This is a genomic window from Nannocystis exedens, from assembly GCF_002343915.1.
Taxonomy (GTDB): Bacteria; Myxococcota_A; Polyangia; order Nannocystales; family Nannocystaceae; genus Nannocystis; species Nannocystis exedens.
The window spans coordinates 2,817,099-2,841,680 of record NZ_NETK01000001.1 but is presented as its reverse complement, the minus strand read 5'-3'; the positions used below and the strand labels follow the sequence as shown (position 1 = coordinate 2,841,680).

General features: G+C 74.2%; 11 protein-coding genes. 6 read left to right on the top strand and 5 right to left on the bottom strand.

What is annotated here, in order from left to right; translation table 11 throughout:
- Positions 1-261: 261 nt before the first annotated feature.
- Complete coding sequence (locus NAEX_RS10975) at positions 262-12,855, bottom strand: hybrid non-ribosomal peptide synthetase/type I polyketide synthase (RefSeq protein WP_096327459.1); 12,594 nt, start codon at positions 12,853-12,855, stop codon at positions 262-264.
- Positions 12,856-13,943: 1,088 nt separating this feature from the next.
- Between NAEX_RS10975 and NAEX_RS10970 the strand changes: the two genes are divergently transcribed.
- Positions 13,944-14,807 carry an alpha/beta hydrolase gene (locus NAEX_RS10970; RefSeq protein WP_096327458.1) on the top strand — a complete coding sequence of 288 codons (864 nt, stop codon included), beginning with the start codon at positions 13,944-13,946 and terminating at the stop codon, positions 14,805-14,807.
- Between the two features lie 192 nt (positions 14,808-14,999).
- On the opposite strand, the gene NAEX_RS10965 is transcribed toward NAEX_RS10970, so the two are convergent.
- Entirely contained in the window at positions 15,000-16,424 is a 1,425-nt protein-coding gene (locus NAEX_RS10965; protein WP_245913676.1) for an aminotransferase-like domain-containing protein, read from the bottom strand.
- A gap of 154 nt (positions 16,425-16,578) precedes the next feature.
- Between NAEX_RS10965 and NAEX_RS10960 the strand changes: the two genes are divergently transcribed.
- The 3 genes from NAEX_RS10960 to NAEX_RS10950 are packed head-to-tail and all read left to right on the top strand — an operon-like array spanning position 16,579 to position 18,523.
- Positions 16,579-17,076 (top strand): cupin domain-containing protein, encoded by a 498-nt coding sequence (locus NAEX_RS10960; RefSeq protein WP_096327456.1) that lies wholly within the window; start codon positions 16,579-16,581, stop codon positions 17,074-17,076.
- Positions 17,073-17,966, top strand: a complete 894-nt coding sequence (locus NAEX_RS10955; RefSeq protein ID WP_096327455.1) for a dihydrodipicolinate synthase family protein — start codon at positions 17,073-17,075, stop codon at positions 17,964-17,966. Before NAEX_RS10960 ends, NAEX_RS10955 begins: the two co-directional genes overlap by 4 nt.
- Positions 17,967-17,998: 32 nt before the next feature.
- Positions 17,999-18,523, top strand: coding sequence for a DUF3565 domain-containing protein (locus NAEX_RS10950; RefSeq protein WP_096327454.1), 525 nt, complete (start codon positions 17,999-18,001; stop codon positions 18,521-18,523).
- A 54-nt stretch (positions 18,524-18,577) separates the two neighbouring features.
- On the opposite strand, the gene NAEX_RS10945 is transcribed toward NAEX_RS10950, so the two are convergent.
- Both NAEX_RS10945 and NAEX_RS10940 read right to left on the bottom strand, forming a co-directional pair.
- A complete protein-coding gene (locus tag NAEX_RS10945; protein WP_143140980.1) occupies positions 18,578-19,948 on the bottom strand; it encodes a leucine-rich repeat domain-containing protein in 1,371 nt (456 codons plus the stop codon).
- Positions 19,949-20,211: 263 nt separating this feature from the next.
- Positions 20,212-20,970, bottom strand: a complete 759-nt coding sequence (locus tag NAEX_RS10940) for an SDR family oxidoreductase (RefSeq protein WP_096327452.1) — start codon at positions 20,968-20,970, stop codon at positions 20,212-20,214.
- A gap of 154 nt (positions 20,971-21,124) precedes the next feature.
- Here NAEX_RS10940 and catB point away from each other — a divergent pair, with 154 nt between their 5' ends.
- Both catB and NAEX_RS10930 read left to right on the top strand, forming a co-directional pair.
- The gene (gene catB, locus NAEX_RS10935) at positions 21,125-21,778 is read left to right on the top strand and encodes a type B chloramphenicol O-acetyltransferase (protein WP_096327451.1); all 654 of its coding nucleotides are present in this window, start codon (positions 21,125-21,127) and stop codon (positions 21,776-21,778) included.
- Positions 21,779-22,178: 400 nt separating this feature from the next.
- Complete coding sequence (locus tag NAEX_RS10930; RefSeq protein WP_096327450.1) at positions 22,179-23,087, top strand: metal-dependent hydrolase; 909 nt, start codon at positions 22,179-22,181, stop codon at positions 23,085-23,087.
- 33 nt (positions 23,088-23,120) lie between these two features.
- On the opposite strand, the gene NAEX_RS10925 is transcribed toward NAEX_RS10930, so the two are convergent.
- The gene (locus tag NAEX_RS10925) at positions 23,121-24,248 is read right to left on the bottom strand and encodes a hypothetical protein (protein WP_096327449.1); all 1,128 of its coding nucleotides are present in this window, start codon (positions 24,246-24,248) and stop codon (positions 23,121-23,123) included.
- Positions 24,249-24,582 lie beyond the last annotated feature (334 nt).

The following is a 24,582-nucleotide window of genomic DNA, read 5'->3' as shown; positions in this document are numbered from 1 at the left end:
GGGCGGATGGTGCGCAGGGGTTCGGATCGATCGCAGACCGCAGCGAGAGCGGTCGGGCGGCGCTCAGCCGTTCAACCACCGCGGTGAGAGAGGTCGGGCCCCGGACGGCTTCAGTACTCGCAAGAAAAGCGCAGGGCCGCGGTGAGAAAGGCCGGGTGGGATGGTGCTCGGTGGTTCCGAGCACCGCAGTGAGAGGACGGGCAGGATCGTGGTCGGCGCTGCCGGGAGGGGCAGCGCCGAGAGCGTCGGCAGGAGGGGGGTTCAGCGCTGCAAGTAGGGTCGCATCGCTGCGGCGAGGCGCGCCACGTTGTCGCCCTTCATGATCGAGAAATGGTCGCCGGGGATCTCGTGCGCCTCGGTGCCGGCGGCGTAGGGTTCCCAGCCGAGCGCGCCGGTGAGGGCGCGCTCGCGTTCGACCAGGAAGCTGGCCGGGTCGCGGGCGCGGAACTGCAGCAGCGGGCCCGGGTAGGGGCGCGGCTCGTAGCGGCACCAGATCCGGATGTTGTCGGACAGGAGCATCAGCAGCTCCTCGAGCTGGCGGACGTCGACGATGTCCGGGGCCGCGTGGGATTGCTGGATCCGGGCGAACAGCGCGGAGATCCGCGCCTCCGGCGGCAGGGCCTCGAGCGCCGCCGTCTCGGCCGGGTCGAGCTCGGCGCCCCCGAGCTCGGCGGAGAACACCCGGAAGGCGCGGGCCTCGACCGCGGCGGCGACGTCGCGGAAGTGCGTCGGCGCGGGGCTGTCGATCAGCAGCGGGAGGACGCTCTGGCCCGCGGCGCGCAGCTGGGAGGCGATCTCGAAGGCGACGGCGCCGCCGAATGACCAGCCGGCGATCCGGTAGGGCCCCTCGGGCTGGACGGCGCGGAGGCGCTCGAGATAGGCGCGGGCGATCGCCTCGATGCTGCCGGCCCGGGCCTTGCGCTCCTCGGCCGCGAAGGCGCGGAGGCCGAAGACCGCCTGGTCGAGCTGCAGGTGGCCGGCCAGCTCGGCGTAGCTGTACACGTGGCCGCCGACGGCGTGCACGAGGAACAGCGGCTGCGCCGTCCCGCCGCCGCGGAGCTGGACGAGGTTGTCCGCGGGGGCGACCTCGACCTGCGGCCCGGCGGCGGCGCGCCGTTGCTCGTCGATCCATTCGCTGAGCTGGGCGATCGTCGGCCGCTCGAGCAGGGCGTGCGAGTCGAAGCGGACCGCGAACGCGGCGCGCAGCCGGGTCAGCAAACCGACGGCGATCAGCGAGTCGCCGCCGAGAGCGAAGAAGTTGGCGTGCACGTCCTCGCACGGGAGGCCGAGGGCCTGCTGCCACAGCGCGGCGATGGCCCGCTCCTGGTCCGAGCGCGGCGGGGTGGCGGCGCGGCCGGGGGCGCTCGCGCGGGTGCCGGGGCGGAGCTCGGCCGGATGGCCGAGGGTCGGCGCGAGGCCGGCGGGGTGGGCCTGGGCGGCGATCAGGACGTGGTCGGTGGCGGCGCGCTCGTCCTCCTCCTCGGGGAGCACGCGGGCGCAGCGGAAGCCCTGAGCCGCGAACAGGGCCTGCCAGCCGGCGGCCGGCAGGACGGGCGAGTCGGGCCGCAGGTCGGTGTCGGTGGACGACCACCAGCCCTCCTCGAGGCCCCACAGCGCGGTGTGCCAGGTCGCCAGGCGGGTGACCTCGACGGCGACGAGGAGGCCGTTCTCGTGCAGCACGTGGCGCAGGCCGGCGAGGCTGTGCGCGAGGTCGCGGGCGACGTGCAGGGCGTCGAGGCCGAGGATGATGTCGAAGTAGCCGCGCGGGTAGCCCTGGTGGATCGGGTCCTCGTCGAGGTCGAGCCGGCTGAAGCGCATGAAGTCGAGGGCCTCCTCGCGGGCCCGCTCCTCGGCCTTGAGGGTGAAGTAGCGGCTGATGTCGGTGAACCAGTACTCGACGTCGAGGCCGTCGAGCAGCGGCGCGAGCTCCCAGGTGAGCCGGCCCTGGCCGCCGCCGAACTCGAGGATCCGCAGCGGCGCCCCGCCGGCGCTGCGGACGGCGCGGAGCACGAGGTCGCGGACCATGCGGATGTACACCTCCGGGTGCGAGGTGCGGAGCAGCAGCTCCTCGGCCGGACGCACGAGCGCGTAGGAGCCGTCGGGGTGGAGCACGGCGGTGTTGTCGATCTCGCCGCGCAGCGCCGGGCCGTAGTGGGCCCCGCAGTGCTCGGCGAGCGCGAGGAGCGGCGCGGCGTCGGGGTGACGGGCGGCGAACCGACGCGCGAGGACGTCGGGCTCGGCCAGCTCGCGGGCGCCGGGCAGCAGCTCGATCGCGTCGCCGTCGCGCCGGAGCGCGCCCTCCTGTTCGAGCGAGCGGAGGAAGAAGTCGGCGCAGCGCGTGAACTTGGCGGTCACGCCGAGGCGGGCCAAGAGCTCGTCGCGATGGAAGCTGGTGCGGCCGTCTGTCCCGTGGAACAGGTAGGCGTAGAGCTGGCTGGCGCACACGCGGTCGAGGTCGGCGACCAGGGCGGCGTCGTCGTCGGTGACGCGGGCGGCGTCGCGGAGGCGTCGCAGCCGGGGGGCCAGCTCGTCGGCGGCCCGGGCGAGGTCGAGGGCGAGCCGCCGGTCGCTCGGCGGGGCGCCGTCGGCCCGCGGCCCGGCGTAGACGTGCCGGGTCCGCGCGAACGGGTAGGTCGGCAACGGCACGCGCTTGCGCGCCTCGCCGGCCGCCAGCGCGGCGCCGTCGAGCTCGACGCCGGCGCACCACAGGCGGCCGACGGCGGCGAGCAGCGCCTCGGCGTCGTCGTCGAAGACGCCGGGCTGCGCCATCGTGGGTACGACGAGCCGTTCGCCGGAGAATATGGTCGAAAAAACATGTTGTGAATGACGTGTCGAATCAGACATGTCCAATGAGGCATTCGATGCGATGCCTGCGATCGGCGCGGCGATCCGCTCGCCGCGGGCGGCGGCGTGCGGGTGGCGCGAGGCGAGCTTGGTCAAGGTGACGCCGGGTCCGACCTCGATGAACACGCGGCTCGGGTCGGCGAGCAGGGTCGTGAGGCCGTCGGCGAAGCGCACCGTGCCGCGCAGGTGGCGGGCCCAGTAGCCCGGGTCGCGGGCCTCCTCGGCGGTCATGAAGCGGCCGGTGAGGTTGGAGATGATCGGGATCCGCGGCGCCTCGAAGGTCAGCGCGGCGGCCCGCTCATGCATGCGGCCGAGGAACGGCTCGACGAGCGAGGAGTGGGCGGCGGTGGCGATCGCCAGGCGGGTGACGTCCCGACCCTCGCGCACGAGCGCGGCCTCGAGGTCGCGCAGGGCCTGGCGCGTGCCGGACACGACGCACACCTCGGGGCCGTTGACGGCGGCGAGGGAGATGTCGGCGCCGAGCCGCGGGGTCAGCTCGGCCTCGGAGATCCGCACGATCAGGGTCTCGGCGTCAGGGGGCAGGGCCTCGTAGATCCGCCCGCGCTCGGCGATCAGCGCCGCCGCGCCGGCGAGCGAGAGGACCCCGGCGACGTGGGCCGCGGCGTACTCGCCGAGGCTGTGGCCGGTGACCGCGGCCGGACGGATCGCCCACGACTGCAGCAGCTCGGCCAGCGCGACCTCGGTCGAGAAGATCACGGCGAGGTTCTCGCGCGGGCGCAGCATCTGCTCGGCCGCGGCGGCCCGGGCGTCGCCCGGGGGGAACAGCAGGGCGCGGATGTCGAGCCCCAGCTCGGCCTGGAAGGCGTCGGCGCAGCGATCGAGGGCGGCGCGGTAGACCGGCTCGCTGCGGTAGAGCTCGCGCCCCATGTCGAGCTGCTGCGAGCCGCCGCCGGGGAACATGAACACCACCGGCGGGGGCGCGGCCGCGGCCACGCCGTCGGCGGTGAAGCCGACGCGGCCGTCCTTCGTGACGAGCACGCGGCGGTGGGCCATCGCCATCCGGCCGACGCGCAGGGTGTGGGCGACGTCGGCGAGGTTCAGCCCGGGCGTAGCTTGCAAGTGCACGGAGAGGCGCTCGGCGCTGGTCGCCAGGGCGGCCTCGGTGCGCGCGGACAGGGTGAGGAGCTGGCAGCGGCGCGACGAGGTCGACGAGGTCCGGGTCGGCGCCTCCTCGAGGACGACGTGGGCGTTGGTACCGCCGACCCCGAATGCGCTCACCCCGGCGCGCCGGGGGGTGGCCTGGCGCGGCCACGGCAGCGGCGACGCCGGCACGAAGAACGGGCTCTGCTCGAGCGCGAGCTCCGGGTTGGGGCGGCGGAAGTGCAGGGTCGGCGGGACCAACTCGTGCTGCAGCGCGAGCGTGGCCTTGATCAGGCCGGTCACGCCGGCGGCGGCCCCGAGGTGGCCGACGTTGCCCTTGACCGAGCCGAGCGCGGTGACGCCGACGGCGTCGGTGTGCCGGCGGAACACCCGGGTCAGCGCCGCGACCTCGATCGGGTCGCCGAGGCGCGTGCCGGTCCCGTGAGCCTCGACGTAGCCGACGCTGGCCGGGTCGACGTCGGCGGCCGCGAGCGCGCGGGCGATCGTCTCGGCCTGGCCGTCGACGCCGGGCGCGGTGTAGCCGACCTTGCGGGCGCCGTCGTTGCCGACGGCCGAGCCGCGGATGACGGCGTGGATCGTGTCGCCCTCGGCGAGCGCGTCGGCGAGGCGGCGCAGGACCACCACGGCGACGCCGCTGCCGTTGACGGTGCCGGCGGCGTCGGCGTCGAACGGGCGGCAGTGGCCGTCGGGCGACACCAACGAGCCCTCCTCGTGGACGTGGCCGACCCGCGACGGCGGGTGGATCGCGGCCCCGCCGGCCAGCGCCAGCTCGCACTCGCCGGCGAGCAGGCTGCGGCAGGCGAGGTGAACGGCGACCAGCGACGTCGAGCAGGCCGACAGGACCGTGAGCGCCGGGCCGCGCAGGCCGAGCTTGTAGGCGGTGCGCGTGGTCAGGCCGTCGGCCATGTTGGCGCCGGCGACCCGGTAGTACTCGCTGGCCAGCGGCCCGCCGCGGAAGCCGATCCGCTCCATCCAGTAGTTCGGGGCGTCGCAGCCGGCGAACACGCCGACGGCGCCGGGGTGGCCGGTCGGGCGGTGGCCGGCGTGCTCCAGCGCCGCCCACGCGCACTCGAGGAACACGCGGTGCTGCGGGTCCATCAGCGCGGCGTCGCCGGGGCTCGTGGCGAACAGCTCGGCGTCGAAGGCGAAGGCGTCGTCGAGGACGCCGCTCGCGGGCACGAGGCCCGGCGTGGCGGCGACGCCGAGGGCGCGCAGGGTCGCCTCGTCGGCGACGGTGATCGACTCGACGCCGGCGCGCAGGTTGGCCCAGAAGGCGGCGACGTCGGCCGCGCCCGGGAAGCGACCGGCCATGCCGACGATGGCGACGGCGTCGTCGGCGTGCTCGCGGCGCGCCGGCGCTTCGGGGCGCGCGGGCGCTTCGGCGGCGCCGCGGAGGTGGGCCGCGAGGCTGCGGATCGTCGGGTGCTGGAACAGCTCGACGATCGGGACGTCGCGGCCGAGCTGGGTGCGGATCGCCGCGCGCACCTGGGCGAGCAGCAGCGAGTGGCCGCCGAGCTCGAAGAACGGGTCGTCGAGGCCGACCTCGTCGAGGCCGAGGAGGCGGCGCCAGATCGCCGCCAGGGTCGCCTCGACGTCGGTGGTCGCCGACGCGGGGGCTTCGGCCCGCTGCGGCGTCGCGGGGGCCGGCAGGGCGCGGCGGTCGAGCTTGCCGTGCGGCGTGCGCGGCAGGGCGTCGAGCTGGACGAACGCGGCCGGGATCATGGCCTCGTGCAGCCGCCCGGCGAGGTGGCGCCGCAGCGCCGGGGCGAGGTCGCCGAGCTGGCGGGTCCGCGGCGGCTCGTGGACCAGCGACTCGCGCGGGCGCGCGGCGCTCGGCCGGGCGCGGTGCCAGGCGCGCGGCCGCTGCGGGTCGGCGTCCGCCTCGAACAGGACGTCCATGGCCGCGGGGCCATGTCCTTGCGACCAGGTGATGCGGACGGCCCAGCCGTGCCGCTCGCCGAGCTCCCACAGCGCCTCGGGCTCGATCGCGGGCCGGCGCGTGCGGGCGAGCAGGGCGGCGAAGGTCTCGCCGACGGGCGCGGGCTCCTGCAGCGCCGCGGCGGCGCGGGCGTCGTCGGCCACGCGCGCGTTGGGGACGCCGAGCAGCTCGAGCGAGCCGACGTCGCGGGCGGCGAGGCGGCGCTCGAGCGCGGCGAGGTCGTCGAGGTCGGTCCACGCGAGCGTGCACGCCGGCTCGACCGCGGGCGGCGGCTCGCCGACGAACAGCGCGGCGTCGTAACGGTAGCGCGTCATCTCGTCGTCGCCGCGGCCGCGCTTGAGCCAGACCTCGACGTGGCCGACGCGCGGGAGGTCGTCGCCGACGGTGAAGAAGTACGCCGGGTCGACGCACAGCTCCTCGTCGTGGGCGACGGCGCGACGGACCCGCTCGGCGATCGCGGCGGCCGGCGTGTCCGCGTTGGCGCGGGCCCGCTCGACCGAGGTGCGGAAGGCCGCCAGCAGCGGCAGGCTGCGCACGTCGCCGACGAACACGACGCCGCCGGCGGCGACGGAGCGGACCGCGCCAACCAGCACGCGGCGCAGGTAGGCCTCGTGCGGGAAGTACTGCGCGATCGAGTTGAGGACCACGAGGTCGACGCTGTCGGCGGCGACGCCGGCGAAGTCGTCGGCCTCGCGGCGCTGCAGGGTCACGTGCGCCAGCGCGGGGGTCAGCGCCGGGGCGATCGCGTCGAGGGCCCGCTGCGAGAAGTCGGTGCCGAGGTAGGTCGCGCAGGCGGGCGCGAGCGGGAGCAGCAACAGGCCGGTGCCGCAGCCGATCTCCCACACCCGCGCGGGGCGGAACGCCAGCAATCGCTCGACCGTGCGGTCCCGCCAGGTGCGCATGACCGCGGGGTCGTAGGCCGCGCCGGTGTAGCTGCTGTTCCAGCCGACGATGTCGAAGCCCGGCACGGCGGTCCGCTCGCGCCCGTAGGTCTCGTCGTAGAGCGCGCGCCAGGCCGACACGTGCTCCTCGTGGGCATCACCCGCGGGGTCGGCGTCGACCTCGGCGCGGGTGAAGTAGGCGACCAGTCGCCGGGTCGCGGGCCCGTCCTCGGTCGCGACCACGGCGACGTCGCGGACGGCCGGGTGCTCGCGCAGGGCGGCCTCGATCTCGCCGGGCTCGATGCGGACGCCGCGGATCTTGACCTGCTCGTCGAGCCGGCCGAGGAACTCGAGCTCGCCGCCGTCGCGCCAGCGGACCAGGTCGCCGCTGCGGTACAGCCGGGCGCCCGGGGCGGAGGGGTCGGGGATGAAGCGCTCGGCGGTCAAATCGGGGCGGCCGAGGTAGCCGCGGGCGACGCCGACGCCGCCGATGTGCAGCTCGCCGGGGACGCCGGCGGGGACCGCCTGGCCGTGGGCGTCGAGGACGAGCACGCGGGCGCCGGCGATCGGGCGGCCGAGGGCCGGCTCGCGCGCGACCTCGCCGGGGGCGAGCGGCGCGACGAGGCCCGAGGTGGTGACCACGGTGGCCTCGGTCGGGCCGTAGTTGTTGACCAGCGCGAACGGCAGGCCGGGGCCGGGTCGTCCGCGCAGGCGGTCGCCGCCGGTCAGCAGGACGCGGAGGGCGCAGCGCGCCGGCCACTGCAGGCGCAGCAGCTCCTCGGCGATCGCCGTCGGCTGGAACGAGATCGTGATCGCCTGGCCGATCAGCCAGTCGCGCAGATCCTCGGGCGAGAGCCGCAGCGTCGCCGCCGGCACGGCCAGGCTGGCCCCGTTGCACAGGTACGGCCAGATCTCCCACACCGACGCGTCGAAGCCGGGGCTAGCCACCAGCGTCGCCCGGGCGGCCGGACCGACCTCGAAGCGGCGCGTGTGCCAGGCGACGAGGTTGGCGAGGCCGCGGTGCTCGACCAGCACGCCCTTCGGCCGGCCGGTCGAGCCGGAGGTGTAGACGACGTAGGCGAGGTCACCGGGGCCGGTGCGCCGCGGCGGGGCAGCGTCGGCGCCTTCGAGGTCGTCGGCGAGCCGGAGCACGCGCCCCGCGTAGCCGGGCAGCTCGACGCGCGGACCGGCGAGCAGCACCGGCGCGCCGGCGTCGGCGAGGATGTGAGCCAGCCGCTCGGCGCCGCCCTCGGGGTCGAGCGGGACGTAGGCGGCGCCGGCCTTCCAGGCGGCGAGCAGCGCGACCAGGAGCTCGGGCGAGCGCTCCATGCACACGCCGACGCGGGTGTCCGCGGCGACGCCGAGCGCGCGGAGGCGATGCGCGAGGTGGTTGGCGCGGCGGTCGAGCTGGCGGTACGTCAGCGAGCGCGCGCCGGCGGTGACGGCGAGCGCGTCGGGGGTCCGCGCGGCCTGGGCTTCGAAAAGGTCGAGGGCGGTGCGTGCATCTGCATCGACCGCAGGGCCGGCGCCCCACGTCGCGACGAGCCGGCGCTCGTCGCCCGTGAGCATCGGCAGCGCCGACACGCGGCGGGCCGGGTCGGCCGCCATCGCGGCGAGCAGGGCGGTCAGGTGGCCGACCATGCGCTCGATCGTCGCGCGCTCGAAGCGGTCGGTGCTGTACTCGAAGATCCCCGCGACCCCGCCGGCGCTCTCCCACGAGTAGAACGAGAGGTCGAAGATCGCCTTGCGGGCGTCGGCGGCGAGGTGCTGCGAGGTCAGCCCGCGCAGCTGCAGGCTGCGGCCGGCGGGCGGCTGCGGGGCGAACGCGACCTGGACGACGGGGTTGTAGCCGGCGTCGCGCGCGGGCCGGAGCTCGTGGACGAGCCGCTCGAACGGCAGGGCGTCGTGGTCGTAGGCGGCGAGGCAGACCTGGCGGACGCGCTCGAGCAGCTCGGCGACGGTCGGGTCGCCGGCGAGGTCGACGCGGATCGCCAGGGTGTTGACGAAGAAGCCCATGGTCCGCTCGAGCTCGACGCGGTCGCGGTTGGCGCTGGGCATGCCGATCACGAGGTCGTCGACGCGGGCGTGGCGGTGCAGCAGCGCGGCGTAGGCGGCCAGCAGGGTCATCGTCAGGGTCATGCCCTGGCGCCCGCCGAGGTCGCGCAGCGCTCGCGTGAGCGCCGGCGGCAGCTCGAAGGTCACGGCGGCGCCCTCGAAGCTCTGGACGGGCGGGCGCGGGCGGTCGCCCGGGAGGTCGAGCAGCGGCGGCGCGCCGTGCAGGGCCTGCTTCCAGAAGCCGAGCAGCGGCGCGGTCGCGTCGTCGGTCGCGCGCTCGCGCTGCCAGGCGGCGAAGTCGGCGTACTGCACGGTCAGCGCGGGCAGGCCGGCGGGCACGCCCTGCGAGAATTCGGCGTAGAGCGCCGCGACCTCGCGGAACGCCAGCTCGGTCGACCAGCCGTCCATCGTCAGGTGGTGGAAGTGCAGCCACAACACCTGATCCTCGGGGCCGAGCCTCAGCAGCCCGGCGCGGAACAGCGGGCCGCGCTCGAGGTCGAACAGGCGCTGGGCCTCGGCGTCGAGCTGGGCCCGGACCTCGGCCTCGCGCTCCGCCGGCGCGAGGTGCTGGAGGTCGGTGACGGCCAGGCGGAACGAGCCCTCCTCGTCGACGCGCTGCACCGGTCGCCCGTCGATCTCCGCGTAGGTGGTCCGCAAGATCTCGTGGCGCTCGACCAGCGCGCGCAGGCTGCGGTCGATCGCCGCCACGTCGAGCGCGCCGGTCAGGCGATAGGCGTACATGCAATTGTACGCCCGGCTCTGCGGGGCGAAGCGGTTGAGGAACCACAGCCGCTCCTGCCCGAACGACAGCGGCAGCGGCCGGTCGCGCGGGGCCCTGGCGATCGCGCCCTCGACGTTCGGGGCGCTGCGGGCCCGTCGCATCAGGACCGCCAGCTCGGCGACGGTCGAGCGGCCGAAGAACTCCTGGAACCGGACCTCGACGCCGAACACCGCGCGCAGGCGCGAGAACAGCTGGACGGCGTGCAGCGAGTGACCGCCGAGGGCGAAGAAGTCGTCGTGGACGCCGACCTGCGGCTGGCCGAGCAGCTCGCGCCAGATGTCGGCGAGCGACTCCTCGAGCTCGGAGCGCGGGGCCACGAACTCGCGACCCGCCGCCAGCCGGCGCGCGTCGAGGGCGGGCAGGGCGGCGCGGTCGAGCTTGCCGTTCGGGGTGTACGGCAGCGCGTCCAGGACCACGAACTCGGCGGGGACCATGTACTCGGGCAGGCGCTGGGCCAGCGCGCCGCGGAGCGTCCGCGCGATCGCGTCGTCGCTGCCGTCGGCGGCGACGTAGGCGACCAGGCGCCGGTCCCCGGCGACCTCGACGGCGATCACCGCGGCCTGGCGCACGCCCGGCTGCTCGGCGAGCGCGGCCTCGATCTCGCCGAGCTCGACGCGGAACCCGCGGATCTTGAGCTGCTGGTCGATGCGGCCGTGGAACTCGAGCCGGCCGTCGTGGCGCAGCCGGCCGAGGTCGCCGGTGCGGTACATCCGCGCGTCGCCGCCCGGCGCGAACGGGTCGCGGAGGAAGCGTTCGGCGGTGAGCTCGGGGCGGCGGTGATAGCCGCGACCGACGCCGGCGCCGGCGATCCAGATCTCGCCGCACACGCCGGGCGGGACCGGCTCGCGGTGGGCGTCGAGGACGTAGACAGCGACCCGCGCGATCGGCCGGCCGATCGGGATCGCGGCGCCCGCGGCCGGCGCGTCGGCGACGCGGCACCACGTGGCGCACACGGTCGCCTCGGTCGGGCCATAGCCGTTGATCAGGTGCCGCGGCGGGCCGCCTTCGAGCACCCGGCGGACGGCCTCGGGGTCGAGCACGTCGCCGCCGCATACCAGCGTCTTCAGCGGCGCGAACGCCCCCGGCACCGCGCGCGCGACCGCGGCGAACAGCGCCGGCGTGAGGAGCATGAAGCCGAACGACTCCTCGGCGATCGCCCGCGCCAGGCGAGTCGGCTCGAGCGCGGTCTCTCGCGCGACGCCGACCAGCTCCGCGCCGTGCAGCAGGGCGCTCCAGATCTCCATGGTCGCGGCGTCGAACGAGGCGTTGGCCGTCTGGGCCACGCGGTCGGACGGATCGATCTGCAGGTAGTCGGTGTCGACCAGCAAATTGATGACGTTGCGATGCGTGACGCAGGCGCCCTTGGGCTGGCCGGTCGAGCCGGAGGTGTAGATCGCGTAGGCGAGGTTGTCGGGGCCCTCGCCCGCGAGCGGCGCGACCGCGTGCTCGGGCTCGGCGGCCAGCCGGTCCCGGTCGGCGTCGAAGGCCACGACCTCCACGCCGGGCTCGGGCAGCCAATCGATGCAGTCCGAGGTGGCGAGCAGCACCGACACCCCGGAGTCGGCGAGCATGAAGGCGAGGCGCGGGGCCGGGTGCGTCGGGTCGAAGGGCACGTAGGCGCCGCCGGCCTTGAGCACCGCGAGCATGGCGACGATCATGTCGACCGAGCGCTCCATGCACACGCCGACGAGCACGTCGGGGCCGACGCCGCGCCGGCGCAGCAGGTGGGCGACCTGGTTGCTGCGGCGATCGAGCTCGCCGTAGGTGAGGCGGCGGTCGGCGAAGCGCACCGCCGGCGCGGCCGGGTCGCGGCGCGCGTGGGCCTCGACGCGGGCGTGCAGGCAAGCGGGCCCGCGGGGCGCGGGGGCGTCGCGGGCGTCGAGCGCTCGCAGCACGCGGCGGCGCTCGCCCCGGGGCAGCAGCGGCTGGCGCGAGACCGGGGCGTCCGGGTCCTCGAGGGCGCCGCGCAGCAGCACCTCCCACTGGGCGAGCAGCCCGGCCGCGGCGGCCGGGTCGAACAGGTCGCGGTTGTACTCGATGCGGAGCGCGAGGCCGTCGCCGCCCGCGAGCGGCTGGGCGGTCACGACCAGGTCGTAGGCGACGTGGCGCAGGTCGACGTCGACCGGGGTGAGCGTGACGCCTGCCCGCTTGCGCGGGGCGGCGGCCGGCGGCCGCACGTGGAAGAGGACCTGGAACAGCGGGGTCCGGCTCGGGTCGCGCGCCGGCGCGAGCCGCTCGACGACCGACTTGAACGACACGTCGCCGTGGCGCCGGCCGTCCTGCACGGTGCGGTGGAGCTGGCGGACGACCTCGTGGAACGCCGGGTCGCCGGCGAACCGGCCGCGGAACACCACCGGGTTGCCGAAGTAGCCGATCGCGCGAGCAAACCGCGGGTCGTCGCGGCCGGCCAGCGGCGCGCCGACGAGGATGTCGTCCTGCCGGCTGTGACGATGCAGCACGGCCTGCAGCCCGGCGAGCAGGAGCACGTAGAGGTCGGTGTCCGCCGCCGCGGCGAAGCCGACCAGCGCGCGCGTCAACTCGCCGTCGAGCACGCGCGCCTCGCCGGCGCCGGTGAACGTCTGCACCGCCGGTCGCGGCCGGTCCGTCGCCAACGCCAGCGCCGCCGGGGCCCCGGCGAGCTCCTCGGCCCAGTACTCGAGCTGCGCCTCGGCCCGCGCGCGCGCCTCCGCGGTGAGCTGCGTCCGCGCGTGGTCGCGGTACTGCGCCTCGCGCCGCGGCAGCGCCCCGCCGTGATAGCCGGCGAACAGCTCGGCGAAGAACAGCTCGAGGCTGGCGTCGCCGTCGGAGATCAGGTGGTGCATGACCACGACGAGCAGGTGACGACGCCCGTGGAGCGTGAAGAGGGTCGCGCGGAACAGCGGGCCGCGCTCGAGATCGAAGGGGAGCGCGGCCTCGTCGGCGGCGGCCGCGAGCGCGTCGCCGTCGCTCGCAGGTTGGAGGTCGGTGCCGAGCGCGACCTGGCGGAGCGTGACCTCCGCCGCGGGCCAGACGAGCTGCGCCGGCCGCCCGTCGCGCTCGCCGATCGTGGTTCGCAGCACCTCGTGACGCGCCACGATCTGCGCGACCGCGTCGCCCAGCCGCGACGCGTCGACGTCGCCGTCGAGCCAGGCACCGCCGCGCTCGTGGAAGGCGGGCACGGAGCCGTGCAGTCGGGCGAGGAGCCACATCCGCTCCTGTTCCAGCGAGATCGGTGCAATCGTCGGTTCAATCATGGCAGTCGGGTTCTTCGTGAAAGGACGAGGCGGAGCGCGGGCGTGCGAACGGCGCGCTCATGACGCGGCGGGCCGGCTCGGCGCGCGCGGTCGTGTGCGTTGTAACCAGCTGTTTTTGTTAATCTTAACGATGATACATGAGGCTTTGCCGGCGGCGCAATCCGGGCCGGCCCCCCGGCGATCGGACGAGGTCATGACGGGGCGACGAGAACATCGGGTCGTGTCCGACACGACGTCGCACTCTGCACATTCGCGCCCCGGCGCCGATGTCCGCACCGGAGTTCGCTCGAGACCCGGGACGAAGACCCCCGCGCGTGCCGGGCGCATTGTCATGACCGTCGCGGGGTCGTCGCGCGATCGCGGGTGCGAGGGTGAATTTGCGGAGGTCGCGGCTCAGCATGTCGCCTGCTTCGATGGCGACAGGGCATCCCGCGGCCGTGGACCGGCGACGCTTCGTCCCTGCGGCCAGCCCTCGGCCGGCTCCCCGCTTCAGCAACGAGCGTGCCACCCGGGCGCGAACCGAATCGCGGGCGAGGTGGGCGTGGGACCGGCCTTTCGCGCCGGCCGAGCGCAAGCCCCATGGGACAGCGCGCCGCGAGCCCCTGGGACATCGCTCGCACCCAGCCGCCGTCGCAGACTGCGACGCCGCCGGCCCTCCCCGCCGATCTGGCGGCGAAACACGACCTGTCTCTGGCGCCATGTCGAAATCGACGAATTGTCCCGCGTCCGCGCGCTCGGCGACGCCCGCTGGAGCCGTGGAGCTGCGGTGATGAGGGGACCGCCGGCGATGGATCGGTCGACGAGCGCCCGCGTCGGGCGCACGCCTTCATCGGCGCAAGTGTGACGGAGCGCTCGCATCGGGCTCACCCCGGCGCGATGTCATAAGCCGCCCTCCGCGCGCGGGAGGCCGCGTCACACGACGCGCTCGCCGCGTCGAACGTGACGCGCGCTCGCATCGCCTCACCCGGGCGAGCGCGACGCGAAGGTCGTCGCGTCGACGAGCGAGCCGTCGATGCGGCGCAGCTGCGGGCTCGGCTTGACCCGCGCGAGGGTTCCGTGGTCTCGTCCGCGCCGCCCCTCGGGCTCGCATGCGTCGCCGCCCCCGCCCTGTCCCGCTGGCCTGCCTGCTGGCCTGCCTGTGCGGCTGCGCGGGGCCGCGGCCTCGGGCGCCGGCACAGCCGGCGGAGCTCGTGATCGGCCGCTCGATCACGATCGACTCGCGGGTGCTCGGCGAGACGCGGCGGGTCAATGTCTACACCCCGCCCGGCCACGAGAGCCAGCCGCTGCCGGTGCTCTACATGCCGGACGGCGGCATGAACGAAGATTTTCACCACATCACCGGGATCGTCCAGGTCTCGACGATGAACGGCACGATGCGGCCGTTCCTGGTGGTGGGCATCGAGAACACCGAGCGCCGCCGCGACCTCACCGGGCCGACGACCGATCCGGAGGACCGCAAGATCGCCCCGCGCGTCGGTGGATCGGCCGAATTCCGCCGGTTCATCCGCGAGGAGCTGATGCCGGAGATCCAGCAGCGCTATCCGACCACCGAGGAGACGGCGATCGTCGGCGAGTCGCTGGCGGGGCTGTTCGCGCTCGAGACGTTTCTCCGCGAGCCCGACCTGTTCGACATCTACATCGCCATCGACCCGAGCGCCTGGTGGGATCGCGGGTCGCTCGCGCGCGAGGCGGCGGCTCGCCTGCAGCAGCCCGGGCAGCCGCCGCGGACCCTGTATTTGGCGACCTCCGACGAGCAGGACATGCAGCAGCACGTGCAGGTCGTCGTCGACGCCCTGCGCCAGGTCGATCCGCCGGGCGTGCGCTGGCACTACCAGCCGATGCCGGAAGAGCGCCACGGCACGATCTTCCACGCCGCAGCGCTGCGAGCCTTCCGCACGGTCCTCGCGCCCGCGGCCGGGGGCGCGAAGCCGGGCGAACCAACGTCACCGTAGACCGCGCGACGATCCTCGCCGCGGCCGGCGTGCTCTCGCCGCGCGACGTCTGCCCGGCACCGGATGCTGCGCCGCGGTGGTCCTGCGAACATCGAGGTCTCCTCGCTCGTGAGGGCGGCGAGGCGCTCGAGCGCTCCCCCCGCACGACCTCTGCGTCGCGCACAGGATGTTGCGCGTGCAAGGGTCCGACGCTCACCGCGTGCTCGCGCCGCGGCGCGACCGGGGCGGCGGAGTCGAGCACTGTTCGAGGATCCCGCAGATCGCCGACAGCTCCGCGGGCGTGTGGGCCGCGAAGCCGAAGCGAAACGCCGCGACGTCGCCGTGCGCGAGGTGGACCGAGCCCGGGGCGAGGACGAGGCCCCGCGCCCGCGCGCGGGTCACCAGGTCGTCGATGCGCGCCGGGCCGTTTCGCCGGACCCACAGCGCGAGGCCGCCGCTCGGGCGCTCGCACGCGAAGCTCGCCGACAGCGTCGGGCTCGCCGCCAACAGCCCGAGCAGGTGGTCTCTGCGCTGCATGTAGAGCTGCCGCGCGCGCCGGGCGTGGCGCTGCAGCTCGCCGTCCTCGATGAGCTCGGCGATGGCGCGCTCGAGCACGACGTCGCCCTGACGATCGAGGCTCTCGCGGGTCGCTCGCAGGCGCGCGACGATCGGCGCGCCGGCGATGACGTACCCGAGCCGCACCGCCGGGGCCAGCAGCTTCGACAGCGAGGCGACGTAGACGAACGGCGGGCCGTCCGGGGACGACGTGGCCGCCAGCGGCAGGAGCGGCGTGCCGTCGAAGTGGTACTCGTAATCGTAGTCGTCCTCGATCACGAAGGCCCCGTGCTTCTCGCAGATCCGGCGCAGGTGCATGCGCCGCTCGGGCGCCAGCGCGACCGTCGTCGGGTACTGATGATGCGGGGTGACGTAGACCGCCTTGAGCCGCCCGCGCAGCTTCCTGGCCGCGGTCTCGAGGGCGTCGGTGCACAGGCCGTGCGCGTCGACGTCGACGTGCACCACCGAGGCGCCGGCCAGCTCGAACGCGCGCCAGGCCGGCGCGTAGCCGGGGTGCTCGACCGCGACGACGTCGCCGGGCTTCAGCAGCGCGAGCGCGAGCAAACTGAGGGCGCCCTGGCTGCCGTGGGTGAGCACCACCTCTTCGCTCGTGCACGACAGGCCGCGGGCCTGGTTGACGAAGCCGGCGAGGACCTCGCGCAGCACGGGGTCGCCGGCAGGGTCGCCGTAGCCCTGCCTGGCCGAACGGACATAGGCGCGGAAGGCCCGCCGCTGCGCCCGGGCGAGCGCGTCCACCGGGGCGATCCGCGCGTCCGGGATCCCGTCGCTCACGCGGGTCAGCGTGGGCTCGCGCGGGGCGGCCCGCGGGGCCTGCGAGCGGCGCGCCTCCGCGTCGCCGACCGGGAACCGCGGCAGGTGGAGGGCCACGCGGACCCCTCGCGCCGGCAGGGCCTCGAGCCACCCCTGCGCCACCAGCTCGTCGACGGCCGCGACCACCACCTTGCGGTTGACGCCCACCTGGGCCGCCAACGTGCGGCTGCCGGGCAGGAACGAGCCGGGCGCCAGGCGTCCGCGCTGGATCTCCGCCACCAGCGCCCGCGCCAGCACGGTCTGGCGCGGCACCGCAGCCGTCCTGTCGAGCCCGAGGTCGAAGCGCCACGGCCGTCGATCTGGACCCCTCGCTATGTTGGTTCTGGCTCCTGCCACGGGTCCAGTGTCGCGCTACCTCCTTCCTCGCGCAAGCCGGCGGCTGGCCGGCCGTGAAAGCGGAGAGACGATGACGCACAAGTTCCACTCGGCAGACTTCGACAAGACACCACCCCGGCCGCGGGTCGTGATGCCCGAACGGCTCGCCCACCCCGCCGTCGAGGCGGCCGGGCATCACGGCGACTACTCGAAGGCGAGGAAGCACCCGGTCTTCTTCGTCGACCTGCCGTCGCACGCGATCAGCATGACGATCGGCTGGCTCGACGTCGGGCAGTCCTCCAACCGCCACCGCCACACCTACGAGACCGTGATCTACATCCTCGAGGGCGAGGGTTATTCGTACATCGGCGGCCGGCGCGTCGAATGGCGGCAGGGCGACGCCGTGTACGTGCCCGTGTGGGCCTGGCACAACCACGTCAACACCGGCAGCGGCCGGGCGCGCTACCTCGCCTGCGAGAACGCGCCGATGCTGCAGAACATGGGCGGCGTGGCCCTGCGCGAGGAGGTGCCCGACCGCGGCGACCAGCTGTTCGACGCCCACCACGAGGCCGAGGGAGGTGGCCGATGAACGCGTCGCTGCGGGGGATCGTCGCCTATCCCATCACGCCGTTCACGGACGCCGGTCGCGTCGACGAGCGCCTGCTCGCGCGGATCGTCGACGACATGCTGGCAGCAGGGGTGCACGCGCTCGCGCCGCTCGGCAGCACCGGCGTGCTCCCGTACCTGTCCGACGACGAGCGCGAGGCGGTCGCCGAGACGGTGGTGAAGCGGGTCGCCGGGCGCGTGCCGACGCTGGTCGGCGTCTCGGCCCTCACCACCGAGCGGACCGTGCATCACGCCCGCCACGCCGAGCGGGTCGGCGCCAGCGCGGTGATGATCATCCCGATGAGCTACTGGAAGCTCACCGACGCCGAGATCGTGGCCCACTTCGACCGCGTGGCGCGGGCGATCTCGATCCCCATCGCGGTCTACAACAACCCGGCGACCGGCGGCCTCGACCTCGCTCCCGACACGCTCGCCCGGCTGCTGCAGATCGCCAACGTCACCATGGTCAAGGAGAGCACCGGCGACGTGCATCGCATGCACCGCCTCGTGCAGCTGTGCGGCGAGGACGTCGCGTTCTACAACGGCAGCAATCCGCTCGCGCTCGCGGCCCTGGTCGCCGGGGCGCGCGGCTGGTGCACCGCCGCCCCGCACGTGATCCCGCGCCTCAACCTCGAGCTGTACGAGGCGGTGACGCGCGGCGATCTCGCCGGCGCCCGGCGGTCCTTCTACCGGCAGCTGCCGTTCCTGCAATTCATCGTCGCCCACGGGCTGCCGCGCGCGATCGCGGCGGCGCTCGAGCTGTGCGGCACGCCGGTCGGGCCGCTGCGCGCGCCGCTGCGGCCGCTCGAGCCGGAGCGCGTCGCGGAGCTGCGGCGGATCCTCGTCGACCTCGGCGTCCTGCCGGCGGCGTGACCGCGACGCCCGGTCGGCGATAGACTGACGCGGTGACCGATCCGGCGAGCACGCACGGCGGCGGGAATCTCGCGGTCCCGCGGCGGATCCTCGGCTTTGCGCCCGACGCCGCCGACGCGTGGATCGTCCACCTCGATTGTGGGCACCGCCGGCACGTCCGGCACCGCCCGCCGCTGTCCGACTATCCGTGGCTCGGCGACCCGGCTGCGCGCGCGGCCCGGGTCGGCGCGCCGATCGAGTGCGGTCGCTGCGGGCGCGGCGAGCTGCCCGACGGCGCGGCCGCGTATCGCACGACCGACGCGTTCGACGAGACGACCCTCCCGGCCGGCCTGCGCCGCGAGCATACGCTCCGCGCCGGTCGCTGGGGACGGGTCGAGGTGCTCGCGGGTCGGCTGCGCTTCGTGATGCCGGCGCTGGCCGTCGACCGCGAGCTCGCGGCCGGCGAGCACGCGATCCTCCCGCCCGAGCTGCCGCACCACGTCGAGCCGCTCGGGCCGGTGCGCATGCGGGTGGTGTTCCTGCGCGCCCCGGCGCCCGACCTCCCGCGCGAGTCGTGAGCGCGGTCCGCGTGCGTCGATTCTGCGCATGGCCGATTGGACATGCGCGATCGATCATGGCATGAAGCAGCCGGGGGTGCCGCCGCACATGAGGTCGCCGGCGACCACCTGCACGAGGGTGGTGTCGCACAGGGTGACGGCGTCGAGCTCGGCCTGGGCCGACAGCGGGTTGCCGGTCAGGCCCAGGGCGCCGCAGGCGGCATCGTCGACGAGCCAGTCGGCCGCCAGCAGCGGGGCGATCGAGGTGATCTGATTGTTGCCGAGGCTGAAGGAGCCCGGCGTCGGCCAGGTGGCGACCGGCGCGACGTCGGCGATCTGGCAGTCGGAGGCGGACAGCTCGTGGATCGGCAGGCCGGTCAGCGACGAGAGATCGGCGATCGCGGTGAAGCGGATGTGGAGGCTCCGCAGCGCGCTCATGCCCGCGAGCGGAGCCAGGTCGGTGATCGCGGTCTTGTCGAGCAAGAGCTCCTCCATGGCGACGAGGCCCGCGAGCGGCGCGAGGTCGGCGACGGCCGTCTTCCTGGCGTCGAGGAGGCGCAGCGTGGTGAGGTCGGCGAGCGGCGAGAGGTCGGTGACGGGCGCGCCCTCGAGGTGCAGCGCCGCGAGCGTGGCGAGGCCCGCGAGCGGGGAGAGGTCGGTGACGGGCGTGCCCTCGAGGTGCAGCTCCTCGAGCGCGGCGAGGCCGGAGAGCGGCGAGAGGTCGGTGACGGGCGTGGCGTCGAGCACGAGCCGCTGCAGCGCGGTGAGGCCCGCGAGCGGCGCGAGGTCGGTGTACGTGCCGCCCTGGAGCTCGAGGTCCTGCAGCGCGGTGAGGCCCGCGAGCACGGCCAGCGAGGTGACGCCGGAGCCGTGCAGGCGGAGGTTCTCGAGCTTGGTGAGCGCGGCGAGCGGCGCGACCCCGGCGTCGCCGAGCTCGGCGTAGCCGATCAAGCCGAGGGCGGTAAGGCCGGTGGCGCACTCGAGCCCGCCGAGGTCGACGATCGGCCCCGTGTGCAGCTTTTGCATCCCCAGCTCCGGCAGCGCGGCCAGGACGTCGCCGGGGATCGGCCCCTCGGGGATGTCGAGCACCGAGCGCACCTTGGCCTCGAGGTTGGCGTCGGCGAACTCGACGACGGCGCAGGCGGGCGCGCCGGTGGTCGTGTCCGGACCGGTCACGGCCGACGGGTCGGGCGTCGTGAGGACGTCGTCGGTGGCCGAGGTCGAGGTCGAGGTCGCGTCGTCGGTGGTCGAGGTCGAGGTCGAGGTCGCGTCGACGGTGGTCGAGCCGGTGGTCGGCGCGGAGGTCGAGCCGTGGGTCGACGCCGTGGTGCTCGCGTCGTCGACCGTGGTGCCCGGCTCGCCGGCGGTGCTGCCGTCGCCGGTGGTGGGCTCGGCGGGCGCGGGGCCGCAGGCGGCGAGGAGGGCGACGAGACCTGCACGGGGCACGCGGGCGGGCATACCCCCCCACCGTGCCATGGGCCGGCGGGCGCGGGCGAGGGGCGCCCCGTGCCCACTGTCGCGATGACCGGGCGACGGATCGCGGGCGCAGTGGACACGGGCTGCGTCGGTGTCGGTGAGGACCTGTCCCAAGGGCCATGCGGAGGGCGAAAACGCACGCGCGGGCCTGCGCGTCGCGCTCGTGAGGCGGCGGCGCCCGCCGCGAGCGCCGTGATTGTTGGTACATGGTCGAAAGAGCAGGTTTGCCCGGCTCACAGCCCGCCGGCGACCTTGACCACCGCGCCGGAGACGTAGGACGCGCGGTCGGACAGCAGCCACAGGATCGCCTCGGCGACCTCGTCGGCGGCGGCCACGCGGCGCAGCGGGGCGATCCGGGCGATCATCGCCGGTCGGTCGGGGTTGCCGGAGCGGGCGTGGATCTCGGTGTCGGTGGTGCCGGGCTGGACGGCGTTGACGCGGATCCCGAGCGGGCCGACCTCGCGGGCGACGCCGATCGTGAAGGTCTCGAGCGCCGCCTTCGACGCGGCGTAATGCACGTACTCGCCGGGGCTGCCGGTGACGGCGGCGATCGACGACACGTTGACGATGGCGCCGCCGCGCCCGCCTCGTTCGGTCGACATGCGGCGGATCGCCTGCTGGGTGCAGAAGATCGCGCCGGCGACGTTGACGGCGAGCACGCCGTGGACCGCCGCGGCCGCGACGTCCTCGACCCGCGCCGCCGCGCCGATGATCCCGGCGTTGTTGACCAGATGCGTGATCGCGCCGAGGTCGCGCTCGCAGGCGACGAACAGGCGCTCGACGTCCGCGGGCGCGGCGACGTCGGCCTGCACCGCGATCGCCTCGACGCCGCAGGCCCTGCAGTCGGCGACGACCTCGCGGGCGCGGGCCTCGTCGGCGACGTAGTTGATGCAGACGCGATAACCCGCGCGCGCGGCGAGCCGCGCGGTCGCGGCTCCGATGCCGCGGCCGCCGCCGGTGATCAGGATGGTGCGGGGTGCATCGTTCGTCATGCGAGAGCGATACACCCGTCGCGCGAGTCGACGCCAGCCGAAAGCGGCGAGACCGGCGCCTCGGGGATCGGCGGGCGCCTCGGCTGGGAGAGTTCCCGTTCCCGCGCGGCCCGATTCGGAGTACGTTGCGCGCGGTAACCCGAGAGCTTCCGCCATGAACTACTTCGAGAGCCCGTTCCGGGGCAAGCTGCTGGCCGAGCAGGTCACCAACCCCAACATCGTCGCCGGCCGCTTCAGCTACTACTCCGGCTATTACCACGGCCATTCGTTCGACGACTGCGCGCTGTATTTGATGCCGGACCGCACCGACGTCGACAAGCTGATCATCGGCAGCTTCTGCTCGATCGGCACCGGCGCCGCGTTCGTCATGGCCGGCAATCAGGGCCACCGCCACGACTGGGTGTCCAGCTTCCCGTTCTTCTACATGCCCGAGGTGCCGGCCTTCGCCGGGGCGCGCGACGCGTTTCAGCCGGCCGGCGACACGGTGATCGGCAACGACGTGTGGATCGGCGCCGAGGCGATGTTCATGCCGGGCGTGCGGGTCGGCCACGGCGCGGTGATCGGCAGCCGGGCGCTCGTCACCCGCGACGTGGAGCCGTACACGATCGTCGGCGGGAACCCGGCGAGGCCGATCCGCAAGCGCTTCTCGGACCCGGAGATCGCCATGCTGCTGGAGATGGCGTGGTGGGATTGGCCGCTGGAGCGGATCCACGAGGCCATGCCGCTGCTGTGCTCGAGCGACATCGCGGGGCTCTACCACATGTGGCAAGGGTTCGCGTCGAGCCCCGGCAGCGACGCCGAGGGATGATCGGCGGCCGCGACGGCGGGCGGCCGTCGCGGTCCGCAGGTCGGACGCGCACCGGGCCAGCAGCCCCCCGGGCGTCGGCCGAGAGTCGTCGCGCGGCCTCAGCCCGCGAGGTCGCGGGCGTCGCGCTCCGCGAGCACGAGACCGAGCTCCGGTTCCAGTCGGTGGCTCGCCGCAACGCGAGGAACGCCGAATCGACCGCTACAGCCATCGACGAGCTCTTGGGCGCGAGCGCCGGGGAGCGAGGGCAGGGCGTCCGCGGGCGTCCTCGTGCCGTTGCATCGACGCACCATGGAGGTGCGCCGATGTTGCGTTGTCGCTCTCGTGAACGCGGCGTAGCCTGGTCGTCGGGACGACCTCGCGCTGTCGGCGGGGCCGCGTGAGCGATCCGGGGAGCAGACGCATGACCGCCTTGCAGGTCCGCAAAGTGCAGTTCGACTTCGACGGCGACGTCCCGTTCCTGTGGAACCGGCACAACCCCGCGTTCTCGCTGGTGACGAACCTGATCAGCGTCATCGCCGTCGCCTTCGAGAAATACATCGTGCAGGCGGTGCGGCAGGTGATGCCGCAGATCGCCGATCCGGCGGTCGCCGCCGAGGCGGACGCGTTCCTGCGGCAGGAGGCCCAGCACGCGCGGGTCCACCGGCTGCACCTGAAGGCGCTGATCCGCAAGTACCCGGGCCTGCAACAGATGCTCGACCAGGCGATCGGCTGCTTCGACGAGCTCTACGAGGCCCGGTCGCTGAAGTATCACCTCGCCTACATCGCCGACCTCGAGGCCACGTTCACGCCGACGTTCAAGCTGCTGCTCGACAACGAGGAGCGGCTGTTCCGGCCCGGCGACGAGCGGGTCGCGTCGATGCTGCTGTGGCACTTCGTCGAGGAGGTCGAGCACCGCAGCTCGGCGCTGATCGTCTACCGGGCGATCGGCGGCGGCGAGGCCTATCGCCTCGCCGTGCTGCCGTCGGTGGTCCTGCACATGAACCGGGTGCTGGGGGTGATCGTCGCCGGCTTCAACGCCCACGTCCCGCTCGCGGACCGCGAGATCGACGCGCGCGTGCTCCTGCCGACCTTTCAGCTGCGCCACAAGCTCCGCTCGCTGTTCGGCCGCGAGCGGGGCCCCCTGCCCGACGGCTTCGCGGGCGTGCCCGCGAGCGAGCGCCGGACGGCGTCGCTGCGGATCTTGCGGTCGCAGATGCCGAACCATGACCCGGAGGACCAGCCGCTGCCGGTGTTCGCCGCGCAGTGGCTCGAGCGTTACGAGCGCGGGGAGGACGTCGTCCGCTGGTACTCGTCGGAGCTGGCGCGCTGACGCGTGGGCGAACGCGGGGCTCGCACGCGCGGTTCAGAGGTCGCCGCACCCGTTGAGGTTGTCGTAGAGGAACATGTTGCCCTTGAAGCCGTTCGCCTGCATCAAGGCGTACGCCATCTCGGCGTTGCCGCACCACAGCTTCTTGTTGTGGGTGAAGTAGAGGGTGTTCTTGGGCAGGCACCCGGCGACGTCGAGGACGTCGACGAGGTTGGGGTTGTACTCGAAGCGGAGCTCGCCGTGGATGGTGGTCGAGCCGAGCCCCGCGAGGGTCTCGATCCCGTTGCCCTCGACGCGCATGCTGTAGCCGACGAAGCTCAGCGCCCCGAGCCCCTTCAGGTCCTTGAGGGCAGGGTTGCCCTCGAGCCGGAAGTAGCCGAACCCCTGGGGCGTGGCGCCGACCGAGACCAGGTTGCCGAGCGCGTGCAGGTCGGCGAGCTGCGTGTTGTGCTCGATGAGGAGCTGGCCGCCGACCTCTTCGAGGCTGTCGAGGCCGTCCAGGCTCGTCAGCCCGGTCTCACTGATCGTGAGATCGCCCCCGACCCGCTGCAGGCATTGCAGGCCGGCCAGGCTCGCCAGGCCGGGCGCGTGGATCGTCAGGTCGCCCGTGATCTCCTTGTAAGCGGCGAGCGCGTCGACGTCGAGCGAGTTCTCGATCGAGTAGGACCCCTGCAGGACCTGCAGGTCGGGCGCGCAGTCGATCGGTTCGCCCGTGGTGCCGGTGCTCGTCTCGTCGGTGGTGCTCCCCGAGCTCGTCTCACCGGTGGTGTTTTCGGACGTCGTCTCACCGGTGGTGGTGGTCGCATCTTCGGTGGTGGTGCCGGCGGTCGTATCTTCGGTGGTGGTGCCGGTGGTCGTATCTTCGGTGGTGGTGGTCGTATCTCCGGTGGTGGTGCCGGTCTCGGAGTCCGTCGCCAGCGGCGAGGTCGACTCCTCGGGGGTGCCGGTCGTCGTCGTGCCGGTCGGCTCGGTGGTCTCGGGCTCCGGCTCGTCCTCGGTCGTGGAGGTCGAGCCGGTGGGGTCGGCGGTCGCCGTCGTCGCCGTCGTGTCGCCCGGACTCTCGCCGGGGCAGGCCGCGAATAGCCCGAGGCCCACGAGCAGCATGAGGGAGTCGAGGTGAAGGTCGAGCCGCTTCGGCAACGACAGGACAGGCCGCCTGGTCATATGAATCTCCGGGGGAAAGAGGGATAGCGCCCCGCGTCGCGGTCGAGGAGGGCTTGGCCGCGGGTGGACTTGCAGAGGTTAATTGCCGCCCGAACGCCGATCCGTCACGCGCAGATGACGCGATGCCCGGGCAGGGGGTCGGACGCCGATCGGACTCCCACAGGTGCTCCGGCGCACCACCGAGCGCCCTGGGCCGGCGCGGTCGTTCTTGAGTATGAATTTTCGGACATGTCCCCATAGACATACGCGCCGCGGGGGCGCTCAGCGCCGGCGGAAGGACGCGAGGAGCGTGTCGGCCTGGTCCGCGCGGATCTTGAGCATCGCTGGCACCCGC

Coding starts and splice junctions, on each gene's coding strand:
- NAEX_RS10975 (WP_096327459.1), bottom strand. CDS start 12,855: ATGATTGAACCGACGATTGCACCGATCTCGCTGGAACAGGAGCGGATG.
- NAEX_RS10970 (WP_096327458.1), top strand. CDS start 13,944: ATGCGTCGCCGCCCCCGCCCTGTCCCGCTGGCCTGCCTGCTGGCCTGC.
- NAEX_RS10960 (WP_096327456.1), top strand. CDS start 16,579: ATGACGCACAAGTTCCACTCGGCAGACTTCGACAAGACACCACCCCGG.
- NAEX_RS10955 (WP_096327455.1), top strand. CDS start 17,073: ATGAACGCGTCGCTGCGGGGGATCGTCGCCTATCCCATCACGCCGTTC.
- NAEX_RS10940 (WP_096327452.1), bottom strand. CDS start 20,970: ATGACGAACGATGCACCCCGCACCATCCTGATCACCGGCGGCGGCCGC.
- catB (WP_096327451.1), top strand. CDS start 21,125: ATGAACTACTTCGAGAGCCCGTTCCGGGGCAAGCTGCTGGCCGAGCAG.
- NAEX_RS10930 (WP_096327450.1), top strand. CDS start 22,179: ATGACCGCCTTGCAGGTCCGCAAAGTGCAGTTCGACTTCGACGGCGAC.
- NAEX_RS10925 (WP_096327449.1), bottom strand. CDS start 24,248: ATGACCAGGCGGCCTGTCCTGTCGTTGCCGAAGCGGCTCGACCTTCAC.